Annotated in this window: 21 protein-coding genes and 1 pseudogene; 8 read left to right on the forward strand and 14 right to left on the reverse strand. The window is 72.5% G+C overall.

All coding sequences use genetic code 11. The annotated features are described in order from the left end of the window. The 3 genes and pseudogenes from ACE3Q3_RS15960 to ACE3Q3_RS15970 form a co-directional block, all read right to left on the reverse strand. Positions 1–148 (reverse strand): annotated as a pseudogene (locus ACE3Q3_RS15960) (ABC transporter permease); the annotation flags it as partial. A gap of 82 nt (positions 149–230) precedes the next feature. Then, positions 231–1,733: an ABC transporter substrate-binding protein gene (locus tag ACE3Q3_RS15965; RefSeq protein WP_374447754.1), complete on the reverse strand. Its 1,503-nt coding sequence runs from the start codon at positions 1,731–1,733 to the stop codon at positions 231–233. A gap of 83 nt (positions 1,734–1,816) precedes the next feature. Then, positions 1,817–3,604, reverse strand: a complete 1,788-nt coding sequence (locus ACE3Q3_RS15970; RefSeq protein ID WP_374447755.1) for an SLC13 family permease — start codon at positions 3,602–3,604, stop codon at positions 1,817–1,819. 126 nt (positions 3,605–3,730) lie between these two features. Here ACE3Q3_RS15970 and modA point away from each other — a divergent pair, with 126 nt between their 5' ends. After that, positions 3,731–4,507, forward strand: coding sequence for a molybdate ABC transporter substrate-binding protein (gene modA, locus ACE3Q3_RS15975; protein ID WP_374447757.1), 777 nt, complete (start codon positions 3,731–3,733; stop codon positions 4,505–4,507). Here modA and ACE3Q3_RS15980 read toward each other — a convergent pair. The 3 genes from ACE3Q3_RS15980 to ACE3Q3_RS15990 are packed head-to-tail and all read right to left on the reverse strand — an operon-like array spanning position 4,491 to position 6,963. After that, positions 4,491–5,564, reverse strand: coding sequence for an ABC transporter ATP-binding protein (locus tag ACE3Q3_RS15980; RefSeq protein ID WP_374447758.1), 1,074 nt, complete (start codon positions 5,562–5,564; stop codon positions 4,491–4,493). The two genes, modA and ACE3Q3_RS15980, sit on opposite strands and share 17 nt — an antisense overlap. Then, positions 5,561–6,574 (reverse strand): ABC transporter ATP-binding protein, encoded by a 1,014-nt coding sequence (locus ACE3Q3_RS15985; RefSeq protein WP_374447759.1) that lies wholly within the window; start codon positions 6,572–6,574, stop codon positions 5,561–5,563. Before ACE3Q3_RS15985 ends, ACE3Q3_RS15980 begins: the two co-directional genes overlap by 4 nt. Continuing rightward, positions 6,571–6,963 (reverse strand): hypothetical protein, encoded by a 393-nt coding sequence (locus ACE3Q3_RS15990; protein WP_374447760.1) that lies wholly within the window; start codon positions 6,961–6,963, stop codon positions 6,571–6,573. The genes ACE3Q3_RS15985 and ACE3Q3_RS15990 overlap by 4 nt, the downstream gene beginning before the upstream one ends. A 353-nt stretch (positions 6,964–7,316) precedes the next feature. Here ACE3Q3_RS15990 and ACE3Q3_RS15995 point away from each other — a divergent pair, with 353 nt between their 5' ends. From ACE3Q3_RS15995 to ACE3Q3_RS16005, 3 genes are all read left to right on the forward strand, one after another. After that, on the forward strand, positions 7,317–7,607 hold the full coding sequence (locus ACE3Q3_RS15995) for a hypothetical protein (RefSeq protein WP_374447761.1): 291 nt from the start codon (positions 7,317–7,319) through the stop codon (positions 7,605–7,607). Positions 7,608–7,761: 154 nt separating this feature from the next. Then, positions 7,762–9,261 (forward strand): serine hydrolase domain-containing protein, encoded by a 1,500-nt coding sequence (locus ACE3Q3_RS16000; RefSeq protein WP_374447762.1) that lies wholly within the window; start codon positions 7,762–7,764, stop codon positions 9,259–9,261. Positions 9,262–9,858: 597 nt separating this feature from the next. Further along, positions 9,859–10,080: a hypothetical protein gene (locus ACE3Q3_RS16005; protein ID WP_374447763.1), complete on the forward strand. Its 222-nt coding sequence runs from the start codon at positions 9,859–9,861 to the stop codon at positions 10,078–10,080. Positions 10,081–10,114: 34 nt separating this feature from the next. On the opposite strand, the gene ACE3Q3_RS16010 is transcribed toward ACE3Q3_RS16005, so the two are convergent. Continuing rightward, positions 10,115–10,837: an SDR family oxidoreductase gene (locus ACE3Q3_RS16010; RefSeq protein ID WP_374447764.1), complete on the reverse strand. Its 723-nt coding sequence runs from the start codon at positions 10,835–10,837 to the stop codon at positions 10,115–10,117. 93 nt (positions 10,838–10,930) lie between these two features. On the opposite strand from ACE3Q3_RS16010, the gene ACE3Q3_RS16015 reads away from it, so the two are divergent. Together ACE3Q3_RS16015 and ACE3Q3_RS16020 are read left to right on the forward strand one after the other, a co-directional pair. Further along, positions 10,931–11,923, forward strand: a complete 993-nt coding sequence (locus ACE3Q3_RS16015) for a threonine/serine dehydratase (protein ID WP_374447765.1) — start codon at positions 10,931–10,933, stop codon at positions 11,921–11,923. A gap of 50 nt (positions 11,924–11,973) precedes the next feature. Beyond that, positions 11,974–12,417, forward strand: a complete 444-nt coding sequence (locus tag ACE3Q3_RS16020; RefSeq protein WP_374447766.1) for a GNAT family N-acetyltransferase — start codon at positions 11,974–11,976, stop codon at positions 12,415–12,417. A gap of 8 nt (positions 12,418–12,425) precedes the next feature. Here the strand turns inward: ACE3Q3_RS16020 and ACE3Q3_RS16025 are convergent, their stop codons facing one another. Continuing rightward, positions 12,426–13,178 (reverse strand): SDR family oxidoreductase, encoded by a 753-nt coding sequence (locus tag ACE3Q3_RS16025; RefSeq protein WP_374447767.1) that lies wholly within the window; start codon positions 13,176–13,178, stop codon positions 12,426–12,428. Between the two features lie 148 nt (positions 13,179–13,326). Here ACE3Q3_RS16025 and ACE3Q3_RS16030 point away from each other — a divergent pair, with 148 nt between their 5' ends. Continuing rightward, positions 13,327–14,229: a GyrI-like domain-containing protein gene (locus tag ACE3Q3_RS16030; RefSeq protein ID WP_374447769.1), complete on the forward strand. Its 903-nt coding sequence runs from the start codon at positions 13,327–13,329 to the stop codon at positions 14,227–14,229. On the opposite strand, the gene ACE3Q3_RS16035 is transcribed toward ACE3Q3_RS16030, so the two are convergent. After that, positions 14,156–14,746, reverse strand: coding sequence for a DUF1499 domain-containing protein (locus ACE3Q3_RS16035; RefSeq protein WP_374447771.1), 591 nt, complete (start codon positions 14,744–14,746; stop codon positions 14,156–14,158). The two genes, ACE3Q3_RS16030 and ACE3Q3_RS16035, sit on opposite strands and share 74 nt — an antisense overlap. A gap of 74 nt (positions 14,747–14,820) precedes the next feature. Between ACE3Q3_RS16035 and ACE3Q3_RS16040 the strand changes: the two genes are divergently transcribed. Further along, entirely contained in the window at positions 14,821–15,801 is a 981-nt protein-coding gene (locus tag ACE3Q3_RS16040) for a quinone oxidoreductase (RefSeq protein WP_374447773.1), read from the forward strand. Between the two features lie 6 nt (positions 15,802–15,807). Here the strand turns inward: ACE3Q3_RS16040 and ACE3Q3_RS16045 are convergent, their stop codons facing one another. The 5 genes from ACE3Q3_RS16045 to ACE3Q3_RS16065 form a co-directional block, all read right to left on the reverse strand. Then, positions 15,808–16,788 (reverse strand): ABC transporter permease, encoded by a 981-nt coding sequence (locus ACE3Q3_RS16045; protein WP_374447775.1) that lies wholly within the window; start codon positions 16,786–16,788, stop codon positions 15,808–15,810. Further along, the gene (locus ACE3Q3_RS16050) at positions 16,785–17,771 is read right to left on the reverse strand and encodes an ABC transporter permease (RefSeq protein ID WP_374447777.1); all 987 of its coding nucleotides are present in this window, start codon (positions 17,769–17,771) and stop codon (positions 16,785–16,787) included. The genes ACE3Q3_RS16045 and ACE3Q3_RS16050 overlap by 4 nt, the downstream gene beginning before the upstream one ends. Beyond that, positions 17,764–19,245 (reverse strand): sugar ABC transporter ATP-binding protein, encoded by a 1,482-nt coding sequence (locus ACE3Q3_RS16055; protein WP_374447778.1) that lies wholly within the window; start codon positions 19,243–19,245, stop codon positions 17,764–17,766. Before ACE3Q3_RS16055 ends, ACE3Q3_RS16050 begins: the two co-directional genes overlap by 8 nt. Positions 19,246–19,261: 16 nt before the next feature. After that, positions 19,262–20,275: a substrate-binding domain-containing protein gene (locus ACE3Q3_RS16060; RefSeq protein WP_374447780.1), complete on the reverse strand. Its 1,014-nt coding sequence runs from the start codon at positions 20,273–20,275 to the stop codon at positions 19,262–19,264. Between the two features lie 160 nt (positions 20,276–20,435). Next, positions 20,436–20,645, reverse strand: a complete 210-nt coding sequence (locus ACE3Q3_RS16065) for a cold-shock protein (protein ID WP_374447781.1) — start codon at positions 20,643–20,645, stop codon at positions 20,436–20,438. Positions 20,646–21,100 lie beyond the last annotated feature (455 nt).

Genomic DNA, 21,100 nt, shown 5'->3' on the forward strand with positions numbered 1-21,100 from the left:
GCGCCCGCATGTGGGCGATGACCGCCGGGTCGCGGTCCTCGCCCGCCAGCAGCAGCGCCGGGTCGCCCGGCAGCAGCAGCTGCAGGCCGAAGACGATGAAGGAGACGACCAGGAGCGTCGGCAGCGCCACCAGCAGGCGGCGGGCGATGTAGGCGGGAAGGCTGCCCCACCGGCCCCCCGGGCGGGGCGCGCCCCCCCCCCGGGGGGGGGGCCCCCCCCCCGGGCCGGGATCAGCCCTGCTTCAGGCCCTGGATGCGGACCAGCCCGTCGGGGGGCGCCTGGAAGCCCTGCAGCTTCTTCGAGACGCCGTAGAACCAGGTGCGGTGGTAGAGGTAGATGCGCGGCATGTCGGCCATGTGGACCTTGGTCGCCTCGGCATAGGCGGCCATCCGGCGCTCGCGGTCGTTGGTCGAGCGCGCCTGCTTCAGCCACTTGTCCATCTCGGGGTTGCAGTAGCGGCCGTCGTTCTGCGCCGCCTCGCAAGAGTTGAAGGCCCAGATGTTGCCGTCGGGATCGACGCGGCCGGACCAGCCGATGAAGTAGGCCTCGAAGTCGCCCTTGGACGCCATCTGCAGCGAGGTCGCGAACTCCAGCGTCCGCAGCTTCATGTCGATCCCGGCCTCCTGCAGCATCGCCTGCACGACCTGCATGACCTGGGCGTTCTCGCTGCCGGACGGGACGTTGACGGTGAAGGAGAGGTTGGCGACGCCGGCCTCCTTGAGCAGCGCCTTGGCGCGGGCGACATCGCGCTTCGGTGTCGGCGAGGACTTCTGGTACCAGGGATTGGCCGGCGCCACCCACTGGTTGCCGGGGGAGAAGAGGCCGTTGAAGACGACCTGATTGATGGCGTCGCGGTCGATGGCGAGCTCGATCGCCCGGCGCACCCGCGCGTCCTGGCCGAGCGGCGTCTTCGCCCGGTCGCCGTTGGCGACGTTGAAGCTGAGGCCCATGTAGCCCAGCTCCGTCGCCTGGACGAGCTGGAGGCGCGGGTTCGACTTGACGGCGTCGACGTCGGTGGCGGCCACCCGCTCGACGAGGTCGAGCTGGCCCGACTGGAGGTTGGCGAGGCGCACCGTGGCGTCGGTCACCGGCTGGTAGACGATGCGGTCGAAATGGATGTTGCCCTTGTCCCAGTAGTCGGCGAAGCGCTCGACGACGATGCGGTCCTGCTGCACCCGCTCGACCCACTTGTAGGGGCCGGCGCAGACGGGCGCGGAGCCGAACTTGTCGCCCATCGCCTGGGCCGCCTTGGGCGAGACGATCATGCCGGCGCGGTCGGTGAGCTGGGCGATGAGCGGCGCGAAGGGCACCGACAGGTCGAGCCGGACCGTCAGCGGATCGACCACGGTCACCGACTTCACCTGGCTGATCTCGGACTTGCGGCGCGAGCCGGGGAAGGTGAGGTGCCGCTCCAGACTGTATTTCACGGCGGCGGCGTCCATCGGCTCGCCGTCGTGGAACTTGACGCCGGGCCGCAGCTTCAGCGTCAGCGCCGTCTGGTCGTCGGACCATTTCCACTCGGTCGCAAGCTGCGGCACCAGCTTCAGATCCTTGTCGATGTCGAGCAGCTTGTCGCAGACCGAGGCGAAGACGATGCGGCCGACGAAGGTGCGGGCCGTGGTCGGGTCCATCAGGTCCGGGTCCTCGGCGAGGCCGATGCGGAGCGTGGACTGGGCCATGGCGGTTCCGGCCAGGAGGCTCGCCGCGAAGGCGAGGGCGATCGCGCGCTTCATACCGTTACTCCCCGTCTGCCGGCTGTCGTGCCGTTGGCACCGATCGTATGCGGTCGCGGGCGGGGGGAGCAACCCGGCGGCGGTCAGCGGAGCGGAAAGACCACGGGCAGCAGGGCGACGGAGACGGCGAGCACGATGAGGTCGAGCGGCAGGCCCATCTTCCAGTAGTCGGCGAAGCGGTAGCCGCCGGGGGCGAGGATCAGGGTGTTGTTCTGGTGCCCGAAGGGCGTGAGGAAATCGCAGCTTGCACCGATGGCGACCGCCATCAGGAAGGCGTCCGGCTGCAGGCCGGACTGCTGCGCCACGCCGATCGCGATCGGCGCCATGACGATGACGGTGGCGGCATTGTTGAGGGCCGGCGTCAGCAGCATGGTGACGACCAGCACCAGCGCCAGCATCCCGCGCTCGGGCAGCGCGCCGCCGGTCTCCGCGACCCAGGCCGAGACGATGGCGGCGAGGCCCGTCGATTCGAGGATGCCGCCGACCGGGATCATGGCGCCGAGGAGCACCACCACCGGCCACTCGACCGCGTCGTAGAGTTCGCGCAGGGGCAGGACGCCGAGGGCGACGACGGCCAGCACGCCGAGCAGGAATGCGATCGATGCCGGCAGCAGGTCGGCCGCGACCAGGGCGATGGCGGCCGTCATGATCGCCAGGGTCGTGTAGATGCGGAAGGGTTGCAGGGCGATGCGCCGGTTGGCGAGCGGCAGGCAGCCGAGCTGCCGCACGGCGTCGCCGATCTGCTCGGCGTCGCCCTCGAGCAGCAGGACGTCGCCGGCGGCGAAGGCGGTGTCGCGCACCCGTCCGGTAACCGGCCGGCCCTGGCGCGAGAGGGCCAGCAGGTTGACGCCGTAGCGGGCACGCAGGCGGAGGCCGCGCGCGGTCGCGCCCTGGATCCAGGCGTTGGGCCCGACGATCACCTCGGCGGTGTCGAGCTGGGCGGGCACGGCCGGCTTCTCGTCCTCCCCCTCGGTCGTGTGCGCTGAGACGAGGTCGAGGATGCCGCCGCGCACCAGCTCCTGGAGCAGTTCGGCATCGGCCTGGACCAGCACTTCGTCGCCCGCCGCCAGCCGAGTGGTCGGAAAGCGGCCGCGCAGCCGCAGGCCGCGCCGGGCGAGCTGGATCACGAACAGGCGATCCTCGTACTCGGCCTCGACCGCGGCGACGCTCATTCCGGCCAGTTTCGATTCGGGGCCGACCCGGACCTCGGTGAGGTAGTGGCCGACGTCGAACTGCTCCATCGCCGAGGCCGTGCCCTTGCGGTCGGCCGGCATCAGGAAGCGGGCCACCAGCACCATGAAGGCGGTGCCGGCGAGCGTGACGGCGAGGCCGACCGGCGCGAAGGCGAAGAAGTCGAACGGCGCCGCCCCGTAGCGCTCGCGGAAGCCGGCCGCGAGCAGGTTGGGCGGCGTGCCGATCAGCGTGCACATGCCGCCCAGCATGGTGGCGAAGGAGAGGGGCATCAGGACGAGTGCCGGCGAACTGCCGAAACGGCGGGCGCCGGCGATGGCGATCGGCATCATGATGGCGAGTGCGCCGACATTGTTCATGAAGGCGGACATGGCGGCGCCGAGCAGGCACAGGAGCGCGGTCTGCTGCACCGGCGTCGCGACCCGGCGGTTGACCCGCTCGCCGACGACGGCGACGACGCCCGAGCGCGCCAGCGCATGGCTCAGCACCAGCACCGCGGCCACCGTGACGACGGCAGCATTGCCGAAGCCCGCGAACGCCTGGTCCGGCTCGACCAGGCCGGCGAGGACAGCGGCGGCCAGCGCGGCCAGCGCGACGATGTCGTAGCGGACCCGGTCCCAGACGAAGGCGGCGAGCGTCAGCGCGAAGATGGCGACGGCGAGGATCTGCGGCGTGGTCATGAACCCGGCGGCCCCCCAATCCGGCCGCCCAGCCGAGAACGCTGCGCTCGGCCCGTCGTTCCGGCACGGTTGTCGCCACGGATCGATTCGATGTATCTCATCAAATATATCGATGGGAGAGATGGAATGCGCCGCCGATTGCTTGTCCTCGCCACCTGGGCCGTTGCCGCGGCGACGCTCCTGCCGCCGGCCGCCGCCAGCGCCCAGGGCGTGGTGGTGTTCGCCGCCGCCAGCATGAAGAACGCCCTGGACGAGGCGGTCGCCGCCTGGACGGCCCGCGGCGGGGTGCCGGCAAAGGTCTCCTACGCCGCCAGTTCGGCGCTGGCCCGGCAGATCGAACAGGGGGCGCCCGCCTCGATCTTCCTCTCGGCCGACCTCGACTGGATGGACTATGTCGAGAAGCGAAACCTGATCCGCCCGGAGAGCCGGGCGAACCTGCTGGCCAATGCCATCGTCCTGATCGCGCCCAGGGACTCCACGGCCGCGGGGCCGGTCGCGCCGGGTCTCGATCTGGCGAAACTGCTCGGCGCCGACGGCCGCATCGCCGTCGGCCAGGTCGAGTCGGTGCCGGCCGGCAAGTACGGCAAGGCGGCGCTCGAGACTCTGGGTCTGTGGCCGCAGGTCGCCAACCGCCTGGCCCAGACCGAGAACGTGCGGGCCGCACTGCTGCTCGTCGCCCGCGGCGAGACGCCGCTCGGCATCGTCTACGCGACGGACGCGGCGGCCGACGCGGCGCGGGTGCGGGTCGTCGGCGCCTTTCCGCCCGACAGCCACCCGCCGATCATCTATCCGATCGCGCTGACCCGCGAGGCGGTGCCGGCGGCCGCCGGCCTCCTCGCCTGGCTGCGCTCGGCGGAGGCGGCCCCGCACTTCGAGCGCCAGGGCTTCAGGCGCCTGCCCTGATCCCGGCGCGGCGGCGGAAGGCGCCCTGGAGCGCGGCCAGCCGTGCGTCCGGGGGGACGCCCTCGGCGGCGGCGGACGGCAGCGGGGCCAGCTCCCGCCAGCGCCAGCAGGCGACGGCATGGCCGTCGCCGTCCTGGTCGAGCGGCGGCACCTCGCTCCGGCAGCGGTCGACGGCATGGGCGCAGCGGGTGTGGAACCGGCAGCCGGGCGGCGGCGCCATCGGGCTCGGCACGTCGCCCTCGAGGATCGGCCGGTCGCGCTTCAGACGCGGGTCGGCGACCGGGATCGCCGCCAGCAGCGCCGCCGTATAGGGGTGGCGCGGCCCGGCGTAGAGGGCGGCCTTCGGCGCCGTCTCGACGATCCGGCCGAGATACATCACCGCCACCCGGTCGGCGATATGACGGACGACGCCGAGATCGTGCGAGACGAAGAGATAGGCGAGGCCGAGCCGGCGCTGGAGATCCTGCAGCAGGTTCACGACCTGTGCCCGGATCGAGACGTCGAGGGCCGAGACCGGCTCGTCGCCGACCAGCAGGCGCGGGCCGGCGGCGAGCGCCCGGGCGATGCCGATGCGCTGGCGCTGCCCGCCCGAGAACTCGTGCGGGTAGCGGCGCGCATGCTCGGGGGCGAGGCCGACCAGCGCCAGCAGTTCCGTCACCCGCGCGGCCGCCGCGGCACCCCGGGCGATGCCGTGCAGCATCAGCGGCTCGGCCAGCATCTGGCCGACCGTGAGCCGCGGGTTGAGCGAGGCATAGGGGTCCTGGAAGACGATCTGCATCTCGCGCCGGAGCGCCCGCATCCGCGCCGGCGGCAGGCCGAAGATGTCCTCGCCCCGCCAGCGGACGGCGCCGGCCGTGGGCTCGATCAGCCGCAGGACCAGCCGGCCGAGGGTGGACTTGCCGCAGCCGGATTCGCCGACCACCGCCAGGGTCTCGCCGGCGGCGAGCCGGAACGAGACGCCGTCGACCGCCTTCACATGGCCCTGCACGCGCTGCAACAGGCCGCGGCGCACCGGGAAATGCTTGGCCAGCCCCTCGACCTCGAGCAGCGCCGTCATGCCGCGGCCTCGATTCCGAGCGGCGCCCGCCGGCAGGCGACGTCGTGCCCGGTCGCGACCGGCGTCAGGCGCGGCTCCTCGGCCCGGCAGGCGGCTTCGGCAAAGGGGCAGCGCGGGTGGAAGCGGCAGCCGGCCGGCGGCGCCAGCGGGCTCGGCACCTGGCCTTCGATGGCGGCGAGCCGCCCGCCGTCGTCGTCGAGGCGCGGGACGGATCCCATCAGGCCGATCGTGTAGGGATGCTGCGGCACCGCGAAGAGGCGGTCGACCGGGGCGCGTTCGACGACGCGGCCGGCATACATGACGATCACGTCGTCGGCCATCTCGGCGACGACGCCGAGGTCGTGGGTGATGAGCAGCATCGCCATGCCGCTCTCCCGGCGGAGGCCGCGCAGCAGCGCCAGGATCTGGGCCTGGATGGTGACGTCGAGCGCCGTCGTCGGCTCGTCGGCGATCAGGAGGTCGGGGTCGCAGGCGAGCGCCAGCGCGATCATCACCCGCTGCCGCATCCCGCCCGAAAGCTTGTGCGGGTACTCGCCGAACCGTTGGTCCGGCGCCGGGATGCGGACCCGGCCCAGCAGTTCGATCGCGCGCTCGCGGGCCGCGGCCGCCGAGGCGCCGCGGTGGCGGACGATGGCCTCGGCGATCTGGTCCCCGACGGTGAAGGCGGGGTTGAGCGAGGTCATCGGCTCCTGGAAGATCATCGCCAGCCGGTCGCCGCGGAGGTCCTGCATCCGCTCCGGCGGCAGCGCCAGCAGGTCCTCGCCCTCGAAGCGGATGCGCCCGCCGGCGATCTCGGCCGGCGGGCGTCGCAGCAGGCCCATGACGGAGAGTGCGGTGACGCTCTTGCCGCAGCCGGATTCGCCGACCACGGCGAGCGTGCGGCCGCGCGCCAGCGTGAAGGAAACATCGTCGACGGCGCCGACGGTGCCGCGGTCGGTGCGGAAGAGGGTCGTCAGTCCCTCGACCGCCAGCAGGGGCGCCCCGTCCACGGCGGCGCCCGGCAAGGTCATTCGACCTTGATCGGCGGGATGCCCGGTCCCGTCTTCTCCGCCGGTCCGGCCGCCCGGCAGTCGTCGTAGGGCCCGCCCGGCAGGTTCTCGACCAGTGCAGTCTCTCCCGCCAGCGTCAGCGACACCGCGCCGTTGGTGAACTGCCCGTCGAGCTTGGCGGCTTCCTTCGCCCGTTCCTTGCCCTCCTCGCCGCTGGCGGGGGGAGACAGGATGAGCCGGTTGCGGCCGGCATCGAGGACGATGTTCGGGTCCTTCGGCCGCACGGTCACGGCGAAGCCGCGGCCGAGGGCGCAGCGATACGTGGTCGTCTCCGAGGGAACGGGGCCGCTCGGGCCGCCGCAGGCGGCGAGCAGCAGGACGGCTGCGGCAGAAGGGGCGAGGCGACGCATGCCTTCCGATAGCGCGAACCGCGGTCCGAACGCCAGTCCCCAGAAGGGGGACGGCGAAGCGGTCGGCGGTCAGTGGAGGGCGCCGGCGGCGTAGAGCGCGACGATCGCGGCGACGGTGATCGCGAGGCCCCGGGCGAACGCGTCGATGAGGTCGTGGATCAGCATGGCCGCGATCCTGGCGCCACCCGGTTACGGTTCGACGGTCGCATCGATGACGATCACGGAACGGTCATCGCCGGCTCACTGCGGAGTGAGGCGGCGTGATTCGCCGGGCGCGGGCGGGGGACCTATCTTCCGGTCATCGAAGGCGGCCGGGGAAGGACCGGATCGCCCGGCCAAATCAGGAGGTTCCCATGATCCGCACGCTCGCTTCCGCCGCCGTCGCCAGCCTTCTCGCGTTCGGTGCCGTCGCCGCTCCGCTGTCGCTCGATGCCGGCAAGTTCGGCGCCAACCAGGACCAGGGCAAGTACGGTGCGCTGGTCGACGACGGCAAGTTCGGCGCCAACCAGGACGACGGCAAGTACGGCCGCAACATGGACGAGGGCAAGTACGGCCGGAATGCCGAGGACGGCAAGTTCGGCGCCAACCTCGACGACGGCAAGTTCGGCCAGTCGGTCGACGGCGACCAGAAGCTCGGCCGCTAGCACCTGCGCCGCCCGACGACGTTCGGGCGACCTCGACGGGCCGCGGACCTGGTGCCGCGGCCCGTTCGCGCGTCCGGGCTCTTCCGCATCGGGTCGTCGCGGCGCAAGATCGGGCACGGAGATCCTCGCCCGCCCGCGACCCCGGAGCCCGCCCATGCCCCGCGCCCCCAGCGCTCTCTTCGACCGCATCCCGCCGCTGCTGCCCGCCGGCGCCGGCGACCTGCCGCAACCCTTCGTCTACGACCAGTCGCCGCGGGCGCTGCGCGAGAAGGTCGTCGCCTACACCGCCAAGCGCTACGTCGACATGATGTATGTGAGCGGCCTCGACCGGGCGACCGCCGACCGTCATTTCCGGCCGCGCGCGTCGGGACGGTCGGGCGGCCTCGGCGACGAGCCCGACGTCTCGGCGGCCCAGGCGGAGGTCCAGGCGGCCTTCGGCATGGGCCGGATCACCGTCGCGACCGACGACGCCGACCGCCGGGCGACCGTGACCTGGGACGACCCCGCCGTCGGCGGCCCCGTCGTCGGCTACGCGGTCGCGCGGCCGGGCTATGGCGGCATCGTGCTCGGCCGGCATCCGGAGCCCGCCTTTCAGGCGCTGCCGGTCAACCGCGCCAAGGCCGACCGCAGCCGCCCCTGGCCCTGCGGCGACGGCGGCTCGGTGCCGGGGCGCAATCGTGGGCCGGCCGGGCTGGAGGCCGCGATCGACCGCCTCTTCGCCAACTCGCCCGGCATCTACGGCCTGCTGGCGGCGACCCCGGACGGCGTTGTCGCCGAACGCTATTCCGCCCACGGCGCGCCCGACCGGCCGACGCCCAGCTTCTCGATGACGAAGGCGATCACCGGCACCATCATCGGCCGGATGATCCACGAGGGCTGGCTCCATTCGGTCTATGACCCGGCGCCGGCGCCGCTGTGGCGCGACCCGCGGACGATCCACCACCTCATCACCATCGACGACCTGATGCGGATGCGCTCGGGGCTTGCGTTTGCGGCCGTCGACGGGGAGGGGCGGAGCTCCGTCATCTTCGAGAACAGCTTCGTCTACTACGACGGCGAGGACGCCTTCGACACCGCCCAGCGCGCCATCGTCGCCACCCGGCCCGGTGCCGTCTACCGCTACATCAACACCGGCCTCAACGTGCTGGGCGCGATCATCCGGGACCGGATCGAGCGCCGCGGCCTGCCCTACCACGAGACCGTCTACGGCCTGCTCGCCGACCGTATCGGCATGGCGAGCTACCAGCACTCCGCCGACCGGGTGGGCAACTTCGTCGCCTCCGGCTCGGGCTTCGCGACCTTGCGCGACTATGCCCGCTTCGGGATGCTCTACATCCAGGACGGGGTGTGGGACGGCGAGCGTATCCTGCCCGAGGGCTGGGCCGACTACGCACTGACCTCGACCCATTTCGGCAACCACTATGCCGGCTGCTTCCGCACCAACCTCGACCGCCAGTTCCCGAGCCTGCCGATCGACGCGGTCTGGGCGTCGGGCGCCTCGGACCAGAAGGTGATGCTGCTGCGCGAGCAGCGGCTGGTGATCGCGGTCGCCAACGAGACCGACCATGCGCTCGACCTCAAGGCGCTGGACGCGGTCGGCGCCGCGGCCATGGCGGCCGTCGGCGCCGGCCGGGCGCAGGCGGCGGCAGAGTAGGAGCGGGGCGCGCTCGGGAGGTTCAGCTGAGCGCGCCCGTCCACCACAGCACCGCGACCAGGGCCGCCAGCAGCGCCAGCCCCTTCGCGACCGTCTCCATGGTGTCGTGGATCATGGAGCGATTGTCGCGCGCCGCCGGGCGACGGCAATCGAGAAATCCTATCGGCCGACCCCCAGGCCCGCTCGTGCCGACCCTCGGGGAAGCTTGAACCGCGACGGACAATTTCTCGATTGTCGCCCGGCCGGCTGCCGGCGATGATGCGATCGTCTTCGGCGGCCGGACCCCGCCCGACGAGGACCCTCGGACCGGATCGTCCCGCGGCAATTTGACGGAAGCGCTTGCGCCGCGTCACCAAACGCTAATGCGAAAGGAGTGCGGCGATGTTCGCACCGACGCCGAGCACCACCACGATCTGCGGCCTTCTCCACCGGCATCGCCGAATGCGCCGCTGCGGCTCGCGCCGCGCCGCCTGACCGGCGGCCGGTCGCCGCGTCCGGCGGGATGACCCGCCGGCCGCCCGGGCGACCTTCCAGCACCTCATCGTCCGAACAGTCGGGCGCCGCCCCGGACGGGGCCGGTGCGCCCAAGGAGCAGCCATGGCTGACGCCTACGCCATCGTCGTCGACGATGTCACGGCCGGACTCGTCGTCCGCCGGGACCAGGGACGCGGCTTTCACTTCCACGCCGCCGATCGCCGGTTCTTCCCGATCGACGGCTTCGCCTTCTCCACCCCGCGGGCGGCCGAGCGCGCCGCCCGCCGCATCGTCCGGGAGAGCTGTCCTGCGCCCGAAGTGCGGCCGCTCCTGCGGGCGGCATGAGTCGGCCGGCCGGTTTGCGGCTCGCCGGCGCCGGTCAGATCGGATCGCGGGCGATGGTCAGGCCGCCGCAGACATAGAGCACCTGCCCGGTGGTGAAGCCGGCATGCTCGCCCGCGAAGAAGTCGAGCGCGGCGACGACCTCCTCCGGCCGGCCCATGCGGCCGACCGGCAGGGAGGCGACGATCGCCCGGGTCGCCGGGCTGTCGGGAGCGTTGTGTTCGCGGAACATCTCGGTGTCGATCGGGCCGGGCGCGACGCAGTTGACGGTGACGCCCTCGGCCGCCAGTTCCAGCGCCCAGGTCCGGGTGAAGCCCATCAGACCGGCCTTGGTCGCGGCATAGACGCCGCGCCCGTCCTTGCCGAGTGCCGCCCGGCTCGAGACGTTGACGATGCGGCCCCAGCGCTGCCTTCGCATGTGCGGCAGGCAGGCCTGGGTCGCCAGCATCGTCGCCGTCAGGTTGAGGCGGACGATGGCGTCGAGGTCCTCGAGCTTGACCTCGCCGAGGCGGGCCATGCGGCCCGCGCCGGCATTGTTGACCAGCACGTCGACCGGCGTCTCCGCGGCGATGGCGGCGATCCGTTCGCCGAAATCGTCGGCCGAAAGGTCGACCGAGTGGAAGGCGCCGGGGAAGTCGGCCGGCGCGCCCGAGCGGGCGATGCCGACGATGCGATGCCCTGCTGCCGCGAAGTGGCGGGCGGCGGCAAGCCCGATGCCGCGGCTGGCGCCGGTGACGAGGATGGTGCGCTGGGGTGCCATGGTCGGGCACCGAGAATAGAACGCCGGCGCCGGCACGTGCTAGCCTCGGCGGGAACCCCCCCTCGCCCTCGTGCCCCACCCGGAGAGGCCCCGATGCCCGACGCCGCGACCGCCGCCCCGCTCATCACGCTCGACGAGATCCGCGCCACCCGCGCGGCCATGCCCGCGATCATCCGCCGCACGCCGATCGTGCCCTTCGCCGGCGAACCGGCGGAGATCGGCGCCGAGCGCCTGTTCCTGAAGCTGGAGACGCATCAGGTCACCAACGCCTACAAGCCGCGCGCGGCCTTCGCGGTGATGAACGCGCTGTCGCCCGAGGCGCGGGCGAAGGGCGTGGTCATGACCTCGTCCGGCAACTTCGCCCAGGGCTTCGCGCTGGCCGGGCGGATCATGAAGGTGCCGGTCGTCGTCGTCATGCTCGACCGCACCAGCCCCTACAAGGTGGCGGCGACCCGGGCGCACGGCGCCGAGGTCTATTTCTGCGGCACCGACGCCGCCCAGCGCCAGCCGACGGTCGAGCGCGTCGCCCGCGAGCGCGGCATGACCGCGATCGACACCTGGGAAGACCGGCCGGTCGCGCTCGGCCATGCCGGCATCGGAATCGAAATCGTCGAGGACCTGTCCGACGTCGAGCAGGTGCTGGTGCCCGTCTCCTCGGGCGGCATGGCGGCCGGCACGGCGACGGCGATCAAGCTGCTGCGTCCCGACATCAAGGTCATCGGCGTCCAGCCGGAGCGGGCCAACGCCTACTACGTCTCCCGTCAGCGCGGCGAGCCGACGCAGATCGACCATTGGGACAGCATGGCCGACGGCCTCTCGGCGGTGCGACCCGGCGAGTTCCCCTTCCGCCATTTGCAGAAGTACATGGACGACGTCGTGCTGATCCGCGAGCAGGACATCGCCGACGCCTTCCGGGCGCTGCTCTTCCGCGCCAAGGTGCTGGGCGAGCCGGCGGGGGTGGTTGCTGCGGCCGGCTTCCTGGCGGGCAAGGTCGACCGCTCGAAGAAGACCTGCGCGGTGGTGACCGGCGGCAACCTGACCGAGGAGATGGTCCAGAAGCTGCTGGCGATGAGCAAGCCGGCGTGACCCCCGGCGGCCCGGGACCGCTAGCGATCCGCCGGGCGACGGCGGCGGACGTGCCGACGCTCGTCCGCTTCTGCCGCGCGCTGAGCCGCGAGGAGGGGGATCCGGTCCGCTTCATCACCGCCGACAAGCTGCTGGCCGCCGGCTTCGGTCGCCGGCCGGAGTTCCGCACCCACATCGCCGAGCTCGCCGGACGGCCGGTCGGTTACACCTTCGACCACGACGCCTACAGCAGTTGCTACTGCGAGCGCGGCATCTTCCTCGTCGATCTCTACGTCGTGCCCCGGGCCCGCCGCCGGGGCGTCGCCCGCGCCCTGCTGGCGGCCGTCGCCCGCGCCGGCCGCCGACGCCGGCGGACCTTTATCTGGTGGACATCGATCCCGGGAAATGCCGGGGCCCACGCCTTCTACGCCGGCATCGGCGCCCGCGAATTCGCGGTGCGGGAACACGTCCTCGGGACGGAGGCGATGGCTACCCTCGCCGGCGGGCGAGGGTAGCCGGCAGCTCACGGCAGGTTCGGCAGGTAGGTCTTGTTCTTGGTCGGGCTGATGAGGATCTCGTTGATGCAGACCCGCGGCGGCAGCTTGGCGACGTAGAGCACGGCGTCGGCCAGGTCCTGCGGCTTCAGGATGACGTCGCGGGTCGCCTGGCTGACCTTGACCGGGCGCTTGTCGAGGATCGGGGTGTCGACGTCGGCCGGGCAGATCGCGGTGGCGCGGATGCCGTTGCCGCATTCCTCCTGGTTGAGCGATTCGTTCAGCACCAGCATCCCGTGCTTGGAGGCGCAGTAGGCGACGCCCGCACCCTTGCCGACATAGCGGCCGGCCCAGGAGCAGAGATTGACGATGAGCCCGTCCTGCTGCTTGCGCATGGCGGGCAGCACCGCCGAGACGGTGTTGTAGGCACCGGTCAGGTTGACGTCGACGAGCAGCTTGAAGTCCGCTCGCTTCAGCACGTCGAGCGTGCGGTCGGTGACGTTGACGCCGGCATTGGCGAAGAGCAGATCGATGCGGCCGTGGCGCGCGACGATGCCGTCGGCCACCGCCTGGCAGGCGTCGCCGTCGACGACGTCCAGCACCGCGACCTCGGCCTTGCCACCGGCGGCCGCGATGCGGCCGGCGACGGCGTCCAGCGGGGCCTTGCGGCGCCCGGACAGCACCACCACCATGCCGGCGGCGGCCAGCGTCTCCGCCGTGGCCTCGCCGATGCCGGTGCCGGCCCCGGTGATCCAGGCGATCTTTCCTTCCAGCGACTGCATGCTCGGGCGTCCCTTCCCTGCGGGCGGTTCGATTTCGGCGCCGCCGCGTCGGGAGCGGCGGGGGGGCAGGGGATCGCACCCAACCCGCCGCCGTCAAGGGGCGGAGTTCCGCAAGCGCGGCAAAGCCCGGCCCGACTATCCTCTCGCCATGACGAAACCCGATCCCGCCCGGCCGGTCCCCGAGACGAGGGGGGAGACGGCGCCCGCGGCCCAGCGCCTCGCCCGCCGCATCGAGCGGGTGGTCGAGCATATCGGCCGCCATCTCGACGGCGACCTCGACCTCGACGGGCTGGCCGGCGTCGCCTGCCTGTCGCCCTTCCACTTCCATCGCGTCTATCGCGGCGTGATGGGCGAGACGGTGACCGAGACGGTGCGCCGTCGCCGCCTCCACCGCGCCGCGGCCGAACTCATCGAGGGCCTGCTGCCGATCTCCCGCATCGCCCGCCGCGCCGGCTATTCCGGCGTCGCCGCCTTCAGCCGCGCCTTCTCCGGCAGCTACGGCATCCCGCCCGCGGCCTACCGCGCCCGCGGCCCGCTCGATACCCCGACCGCATTCCTGCCCGAGGGAGCCTGCGCCATGACCGAGGTCGCCATCCGCACCACCGCCGCCGTCACCGTCGCCGCCGTCGCCCACCGCGGCGACTACCAGGAGATCGGCCACGCCTTCGAGCGGCTGCAGGCCTGGGCGGGCGCGGCCGGGCTGATCGGCCCCGCGACCCGCTTCTTCGGCATCTTCTACGACGATCCGACCTCGGTCGCGAAGGACCGCCTGACCGCCGACGCCTGCATGACCGTGCCGGTGGGCACGGTGCTGCCGGACGGCGTCCGGATGCTGGAGATCGCCGGCGGCCGCCACGCCGTGCTGCGCCACCAGGGCCCCTATGCCGAACTGGAGCGCACCTACCGCCGCCTCTACCGCGACTGGCTGCCGGTGAGCGGCGAGGAGCCGGCCGACCGGCCGTGCTTCGAGGAGTATCTCAACGACTGCCGGTCGCTGCCGCCGGCGGAGTGGCTGACGGACGTGTTCCTGCCGCTGGCCGGTCGCGGCTAGCGACGGCCTCCTCCAGCCGCCCCAGCCAGCGCGCGATCCGGTCGCGGTTGACGCCGAAATCGTCGCGGCCGAGCTGCGAGCGGGAATAGAGCGCCAGCGTCGCGCGGCCGTCCGGCAGGTCGACGAAACGGGCGACGATGGTGTCCGGGAAGCGCATCAGCCGGGTCCGCTGGACCCAGCGGTCGGTGAGCGCGGCATCGTCGGCCGCCACCCGCTCCAGCCGCGGCTCGGCCGCGATCGCCGCCGCGAACGCCCGGCGCAGCTCGGCCGCCGGCATCGCCAGGCGCGGCGGGGGGAAGTCGCTCGACGCGGCGCAGAGGCCCGGCGGGCAGGCGAGCGCGTCGTTCGCCGTCGTTCGGCGGACCAGCGTCTCGAACGCGACCGCACCCAGATCCGGCGGTCCCGCGACGAGCCGCCAGACGAGGTCGGCACCGCCGGCGAACCACAGCGCCGCGGCGACGGCGGTCCCGGCCGCGGCGGTCCAGGCGCGGCCTCGGGATGGACTGCCTCGGGGCATGGCGCTGCATAGGTGCTTTGCCGCGGCCTCCGCAAGCGCCATTCTGGGCGCCGATCCGGAGGAGACGGGCGGACATGACGGAAGCGCGGGTGGTGCGGGTTTCGGCCTTCGGTGGGCCGGAGGCCATGGAACTGGCGACGGCGCGGCTGGCGGCGCCGGGGGCAGGGCAGGTCCTGCTCCGCCAGACCGCGGTCGGGTTCAACTTCATCGACATCTACCAGCGTCGCGGCATCTATCCGCTGCCCGCGCCGACCGGACTGGGACACGAGGCGGCGGGCGTCGTCGAAGCGGTCGGGCCCGAGGTGACGGAATTCCGCCCGGGCGACCGCGTCGCCTACATCAATGCCGGAATCGGCGCCTATGCCGATCGCCGGATCGTCGCCGCCGACCGGCTGGTGCCGGTGCCGGACGGGCTGTCGGACGAGGCGGTGGCGGCCGTCATCTTCAAGGGCATGACGGCGCAGTACCTGGTGCGCAAGACGCACCGGGTGGCGCCGGGCGACCTCGTGCTGGTCCATGCCGCCGCCGGCGGCGTCGGCCTGATCCTGTCGTCCTGGGCGAAGGCGCTGGGTGCCACCGTGGTCGGCGCCGTCGGGTCGGAGGGCAAGCGCGCGGCGGCGCTGGCCGCCGGGTGCGACCATGTCGTGGTGACCGCCGACCCGGAATGGCCGGCCGCCATGCTGGCGGCGACCGGCGGGCGCAAGGCGCGGGTCGTCTACGATTCGGTCGGGCGCGACACCTTCCTCAAGTCGCTCGACTGTGCCGCCCCCTTCGGCCTCGTCGTCGTCTACGGCGCCGCCTCCGGGCCGGCGCCGGCGATCGACCCGGAACTCCTCAACAAGAAGGGCTGCCTCTTTCTGACGCGGCCCTCGGTCTTCCCGCACAATGCCGAGACGGCGACCCTGCGCGCGAACGCCGCCGAACTGTTCGCGGCGGTCGCCGCCGGCTGGGTCCGGCCGACGATCGGCGCCCGCTTCCCGCTGGCGGCCGTCGCGGACGCCCACCGCGCCGCCGAGGCGCGCGCGACCACGGGCGCGATCGTGCTGGTGCCCTGACCCGCGTCAGGCGCCGCGCAGCCGGGCCGCGCCGGCGACGGCGAGCAGGATCGCGCCCCAGATGGCGAGCGTCAGGAAGGCGCTGAGGTCGAGCAGGTTGAAGCCGGTCGAGACGACCTGCAGCAGGATCAGCGCCAGGACGAGGCCGCCGACCTTGCCGAAACCACCCATCGGGTGGATGCCGCCCAGCACCGCCGCCAGGATCGTCACCAGGAGATAGCTCTCGCCATAGGCGGCATTGGCGGAGTTGAAGCGCGCCATCATGACCAGGGCGGCGAGGCCCGAGAGCAGCCCCGAGAGCAGGTGCACGCGCATCAGCACGCCGGCGGTGTCGATACCGGAGAAGCGCGCGGCCTCCGGGTTCGAGCCGATCATGGTGACGGCGCCGCCGAAGGGGGTGCGGCCGAGGACGATCGCCAGCGCCACCGCGGCGGCGGCGAAGACCAGGAGGGCGGCCGGAACGCCGGCCACGGTGCCGTTGCCGAGGAAGAGGACGGGGGCGGGGAAGCCGGACAGCACCTCGCCGCGGGTCAGTCCCAGGGCCAGGCCCTTCAGCAGCGTCATGGTGCCGAGCGTCGCCAGGATCGGCGAGACGCCGAGGCGCGCCACCAGAACCCCGTTGAGGAATCCGGCGGCGCCCGCGACCAGGAAGCCGGCCGCGACGGCCGCCGCCTGCCAGACGAGCCATGGCAGGGTAGCCTCGGGGGCCGGCCAGCCGGTCAGCACCGCCGCCATGGCGAGCGCCGACAGGTTGGCGGTGGCGATGATCGCCAGGTTGATGCCGCCCGAGAGCAGCGTCACCATCATCGCCAGCGACAGGATGCCGAGCTCCGGCATCTGGAACGCCATCGAGCGCAGCGCGGCCGGCGACAGGATGGCCTCGCCGGCGACGAGCGCGAAGAGCAGGAACGCCGCCGCGATCGCCGCGGCGAGGATGCCGTTGGTGCCGACCGCGCCCAGCGCCAGCAGCCGCTGCCACGGGGTCATGCGGCGGCACCCGAGGGCGCCCGCCGGCCCATGGCGCCGGCGACGACGGCGACCAGGATCACGAGACCGGTGAAGAAGGGCGACCAGTAGGAGGAGACGCCGGCCAGCACGAGCCCGTTCTGCATGATGGCGAGGAGCGCCAGCCCGAGGACCGTGCCGGTGACGGAGCCGACGCCCCCGGTCAGGCTGGCGCCGCCCAGGACCACGGCCGCCAGTACGTCGAGCTCGCGGCCGACCAGGACCGTCGGCGCCACCGACTGCGCCAGCTGGGCCTGGGCGAGCGAGGCCAGGCCCGCCATCATGCCCATCCAGCCATAGACGAAGAGGGTCAGGCCGGACACCGGGAACCCCACCCGCCGCGCCGCCTCGCGATTGCCGCCCAGCGCGCGGACCTGGCGGCCGAGGCTGGTCGCGCCGAGCAGGACCGCGGTCGCGGCCAGCGCCAGCACGAGCAGCAGGATCTGCAGGTTGACGGCGTAGGGGATCTGGTCGGCGTCGACATACTCGAACCACCAGATGCCGGCGGCGAACCAGTCGGGCAGCGCATGGATGTAGCGACCGCCGGTCTGGAACACGAGCAGCCCGTAGAAGACGTTGAGCGTCGCGATGGTGACGATGATGCCCGGGATGCGCAGGCGCTCCACGAGCGTGCCGTTGACGAGCCCCAGCGCGGTGCCGGTCGCCATGCCGATCGCGAAGACCGACAGCCAGTCCAGCCCCCAGGCATTGGCGGCGGACATGGCGACGTACTGGGCGACCGACGCCGTCGCCGTGAACGAGATGTCGATGCCGCCCGCCACCAGCACGACCAGCAGGCCGGCGGCGAGGATGCCGGCAAAGGCATTGGCGGTCAGCAGGTCGAACAGGTTCTGGGCGGTCAGGAATCCGTCGCTCGCGACGGCGAGCCCGGCCGACAGGGCGAGGACGGCCGCCAGCAGGCGGAACTCGTGCGTCCGGGCCAGCCGCGACAGCCGGTCAGCCATCGACGGCGGCCCGGATGTCGGCGACGCTGTGCCGTGCCGAGACGAACTCGCCCACCAGCCGCCCGGCACGCATCACCAGCACGCGCGCGGCGTGGCTGCGGACCTCCTCGATCTCGTCGGAGATCATCAGGATCGCGACACCGGCCCGGGCGAGGTCGCGCACCACGGCATAGATGCCGTCGCGGGCGCCGATGTCGACACCGACCGTCGGGCTGTCGAGAATGAGGACCCGGGGCCCCGTCGCCAGCCATTTCGCCAGGACGACGCGCTGCTGGTTGCCGCCCGAGAGCGTGCGGGCCGCCTGTTCCGGCCGGGCGACCCGGATGGCGAGGCGCCCGATCCAGTCGCGCGCGGCGGCGGCGCGGCGCGCTGTCGGCACGAGGCCGAAGCGGCCGGCGAGCCGGGGGAGGATGGTGGCCAGCAGGTTGTCGGCGACCGGCTGGTCGAGGGCGAGGCCGCGGGCGAGCCGGTCCTCCGGGACATAGGCGATGCCGGCGGCGATCGCGGCGCGGCAGTCCGCCGGCGCCAGCGCGTGGCCGCAGAGGCGGATGGCCCCGGCGTCCGGCGGGTTCATGCCGAAGAGCGACAGGGCGAGTTCGGTGCGGCCGGCGCCGAGCAGGCCGGTCAGTCCCAGGACCTCGCCGGCATGGAGGCGGAACGAGACGTCGCGATACTGGCCGGCCCGCGACAGGCCCTCGACCTCGAGCACGACCGGGAGCCCGGTTGCGGGTTGCGGCGGGTCGTAGTGGAAGGCGTGCCCGGTCATCATCCGGGTCAGCGCCGCCTCGGTCAGCGCGACGGGCGGGACGGTCGCGACCCGCCGGCCGTCGCGCAGGACGGTCACCCGGTCCGCCACCTCCAGCACCTCGTCGAGCCGGTGGCTGACGAAGAGGACGGCGATGCCGCGCGCCGCCAGGTCCCGCATCCGGGCGAGGAGGGCGTCGACCTCGGTGCGGGTGAGGGAGGCGGTCGGCTCGTCCATCACCACGAGCCGTGCCTCCTCGGCCAGCGCGCGGCAGATCGCGACGAGCTGCCGGTCGGCGATGGCCAGTTCGCCGACCTGGCGATCGAGGTCGAGCGCGATCCCGAGGCGGTCCCGGGCGGCCGCAGCGGCCTGCCGCATGGCCTTCCGGTCGACGCGGTGGAGGCGCCCGAGATGCCGGCCGATGGCGATGTTCTCGGCCACCGACAGGTTGGGGAAGAGCGACAGGTCCTGGTAGATGACCTGGATGCCGAGCCGCCGGCGCTCGGCCGGGCCGCCGGCCGTGACGTCATGACCGTCGAGGGCGACGGTGCCGCCCGCCGCCGGCCGTTCCACCCCGGTCATGATCTTGATGAGGGTGGACTTGCCGCAGCCGTTCTCGCCCACCAGCGCATGGATCTCGCCGGTGCGGATGTCGAGGTCGACGCCGTCGAGTGCGCGGACGCCGCCGTAGCGCCGCGCGATGCGGCGGAGTTCGAGGAGGGGCGTCAAGGCGGCGCGGTTCGCCTCAGAGACCCTGGGCGATCAGGCCGTCGACCGTCTCCTTGTTGATGCGCATGATCTTGTCGACGCGGATCTGCCGGCCGGGAACGTCGACCGTGGCGCGGCCGAGGCCCGGGATCTCGATCCCGTCGACGATCGCGCGGCCGTCCAGCACCATCTTCGCCACCGCGACCATGGCATAGCCGGCCTCGGTCGGGTTCCACAGGAAGCCCTCGCGGATGGTGCCGTCCATGATGAGGGGCTTCGCCTGCGAGGGCAGGACGGTGCCGACGATGGCGATGCGCTGGCCGAGCCGGCGCTGGCGCACCGCGTTGCCCGCCCCGATGGGACCGTTCGAGCCGAACCCTAGGATGCCGCGGACCTTGGGGTGGGCGCGGGTGACGTCGAGGGTCGTGCGCTGGGCGGTGTCGATCTCGTCGGCGCCGGGGAAGCGGTCGGCCGCCAGCTTCATCCGGGGATAATGCTTCTGCTGGTAGGCGATGGCGGCATCGGCCCACTTGTTGTGGAGCGGCGTCGTCAGGGTGCCGACATAGACGACGTACTCGCCCGTCTCCTTCATCTCGGCGGCGAGCCGCTTCATCTGCTCCTCGCCGAAGCGCACCGAGTCGATCAGCTCGACGTTCCAGGTGCGTCCCTCCTGCTCGGGGCCCTCGTGGGTGATGACGGCGATGCCGGCCGCCTGGGCGCGGCGCAGCACCGGCTCGGCGACCTTCACGTCGAGCGGCACCAGGCCGATGACGTCGACGCGCCGCGCGATCAGGTCTTCCAGCAGTTTCACCTGCTGGGCAGGGTCGACGTTGGCCGGGCCGACCATGGTCGAGGCGAGGCCGAAATCGTCGCCGGCCTTCCGGACGCCGCGCTCCAGCGCATTGAACCAGGGCACGCCCGCGATCTTGACGACGGTGACCATCGTCCGCCGATCCTGGGCCGGGGCGGGACGGGGCAGGCCGGCGATGCCGCCGGCCGCACCGGCGGCCAGGAGCGACAGCATGCGGCGCCGGGACAGGCTTCGGATCATCGGGGTTCCTCCGCGGCCGTCGCCGTTCTCCCGGCGCTTCGGCGACCACCCCTCTAGGACGAACTTCCGCCTGGGCTCAACAGGAAGTTTGGTCCGATCCGGCAGGCATGAAAAACGCCGCCACCCGGGAGGGTGGCGGCGCCTTTGCCGAAAGTACGGTTCAGACCGCCTTCAGGTTCTCGGCCGAGCTCTTGCCGCGGCGCGGGTCGCGCTGCTCCTCGTAGGAGATCTTCTGACCCTCGGCGAGGCCGCTCATGCCGGCGCGCTCGACGGCCGAGATGTGGACGAACACGTCCGGCCCGCCGCTGTCCGGCTGAATGAAACCGTAACCCTTGGTGCTATTGAACCACTTGACCGTACCGACAGCCATTGTCGTAACTCCGATGACAAGCGCAACGATCTGCCGCGCAGGGGCGGCGGATCCCACGTCTTGGGTTGCGCCATCCGATCCATCGGATTTGCTGCCCGCCCGGATCACCCCGGCCGCGGCCAGTCAGAACGTAAGGCAAGTCGGCTACGCGAAGCCGAAAGCAGGATGACGACCTGTGCAACGCGCACAGTCGATAGAGCATAGACGATTTCCGCCGCCACCGCGCGGAGTTTTTTTCGACCCCGGTCCGGAGGCCGGAGTATCCTCGCGCCGCCGCGGATTTCCAGGGAGTGTAGGGCGATGGCGCGCAGGCAGCTTCGCATCGAATCGATGCACAACCGGGTCAGCCCGGCCGAGTGGGAGGCGCGCGTCGACCTTGCCGCCTGCTACCGCCTGCTCGACCTCTACGGCATGTCCGACATGGCGGCGAACCACATCTCGGCGCGGGTGCCGGG

Source organism: Allostella sp. (assembly GCF_041913585.1).
Lineage (GTDB): Bacteria > Pseudomonadota > Alphaproteobacteria > ATCC43930 > Allostellaceae > Allostella.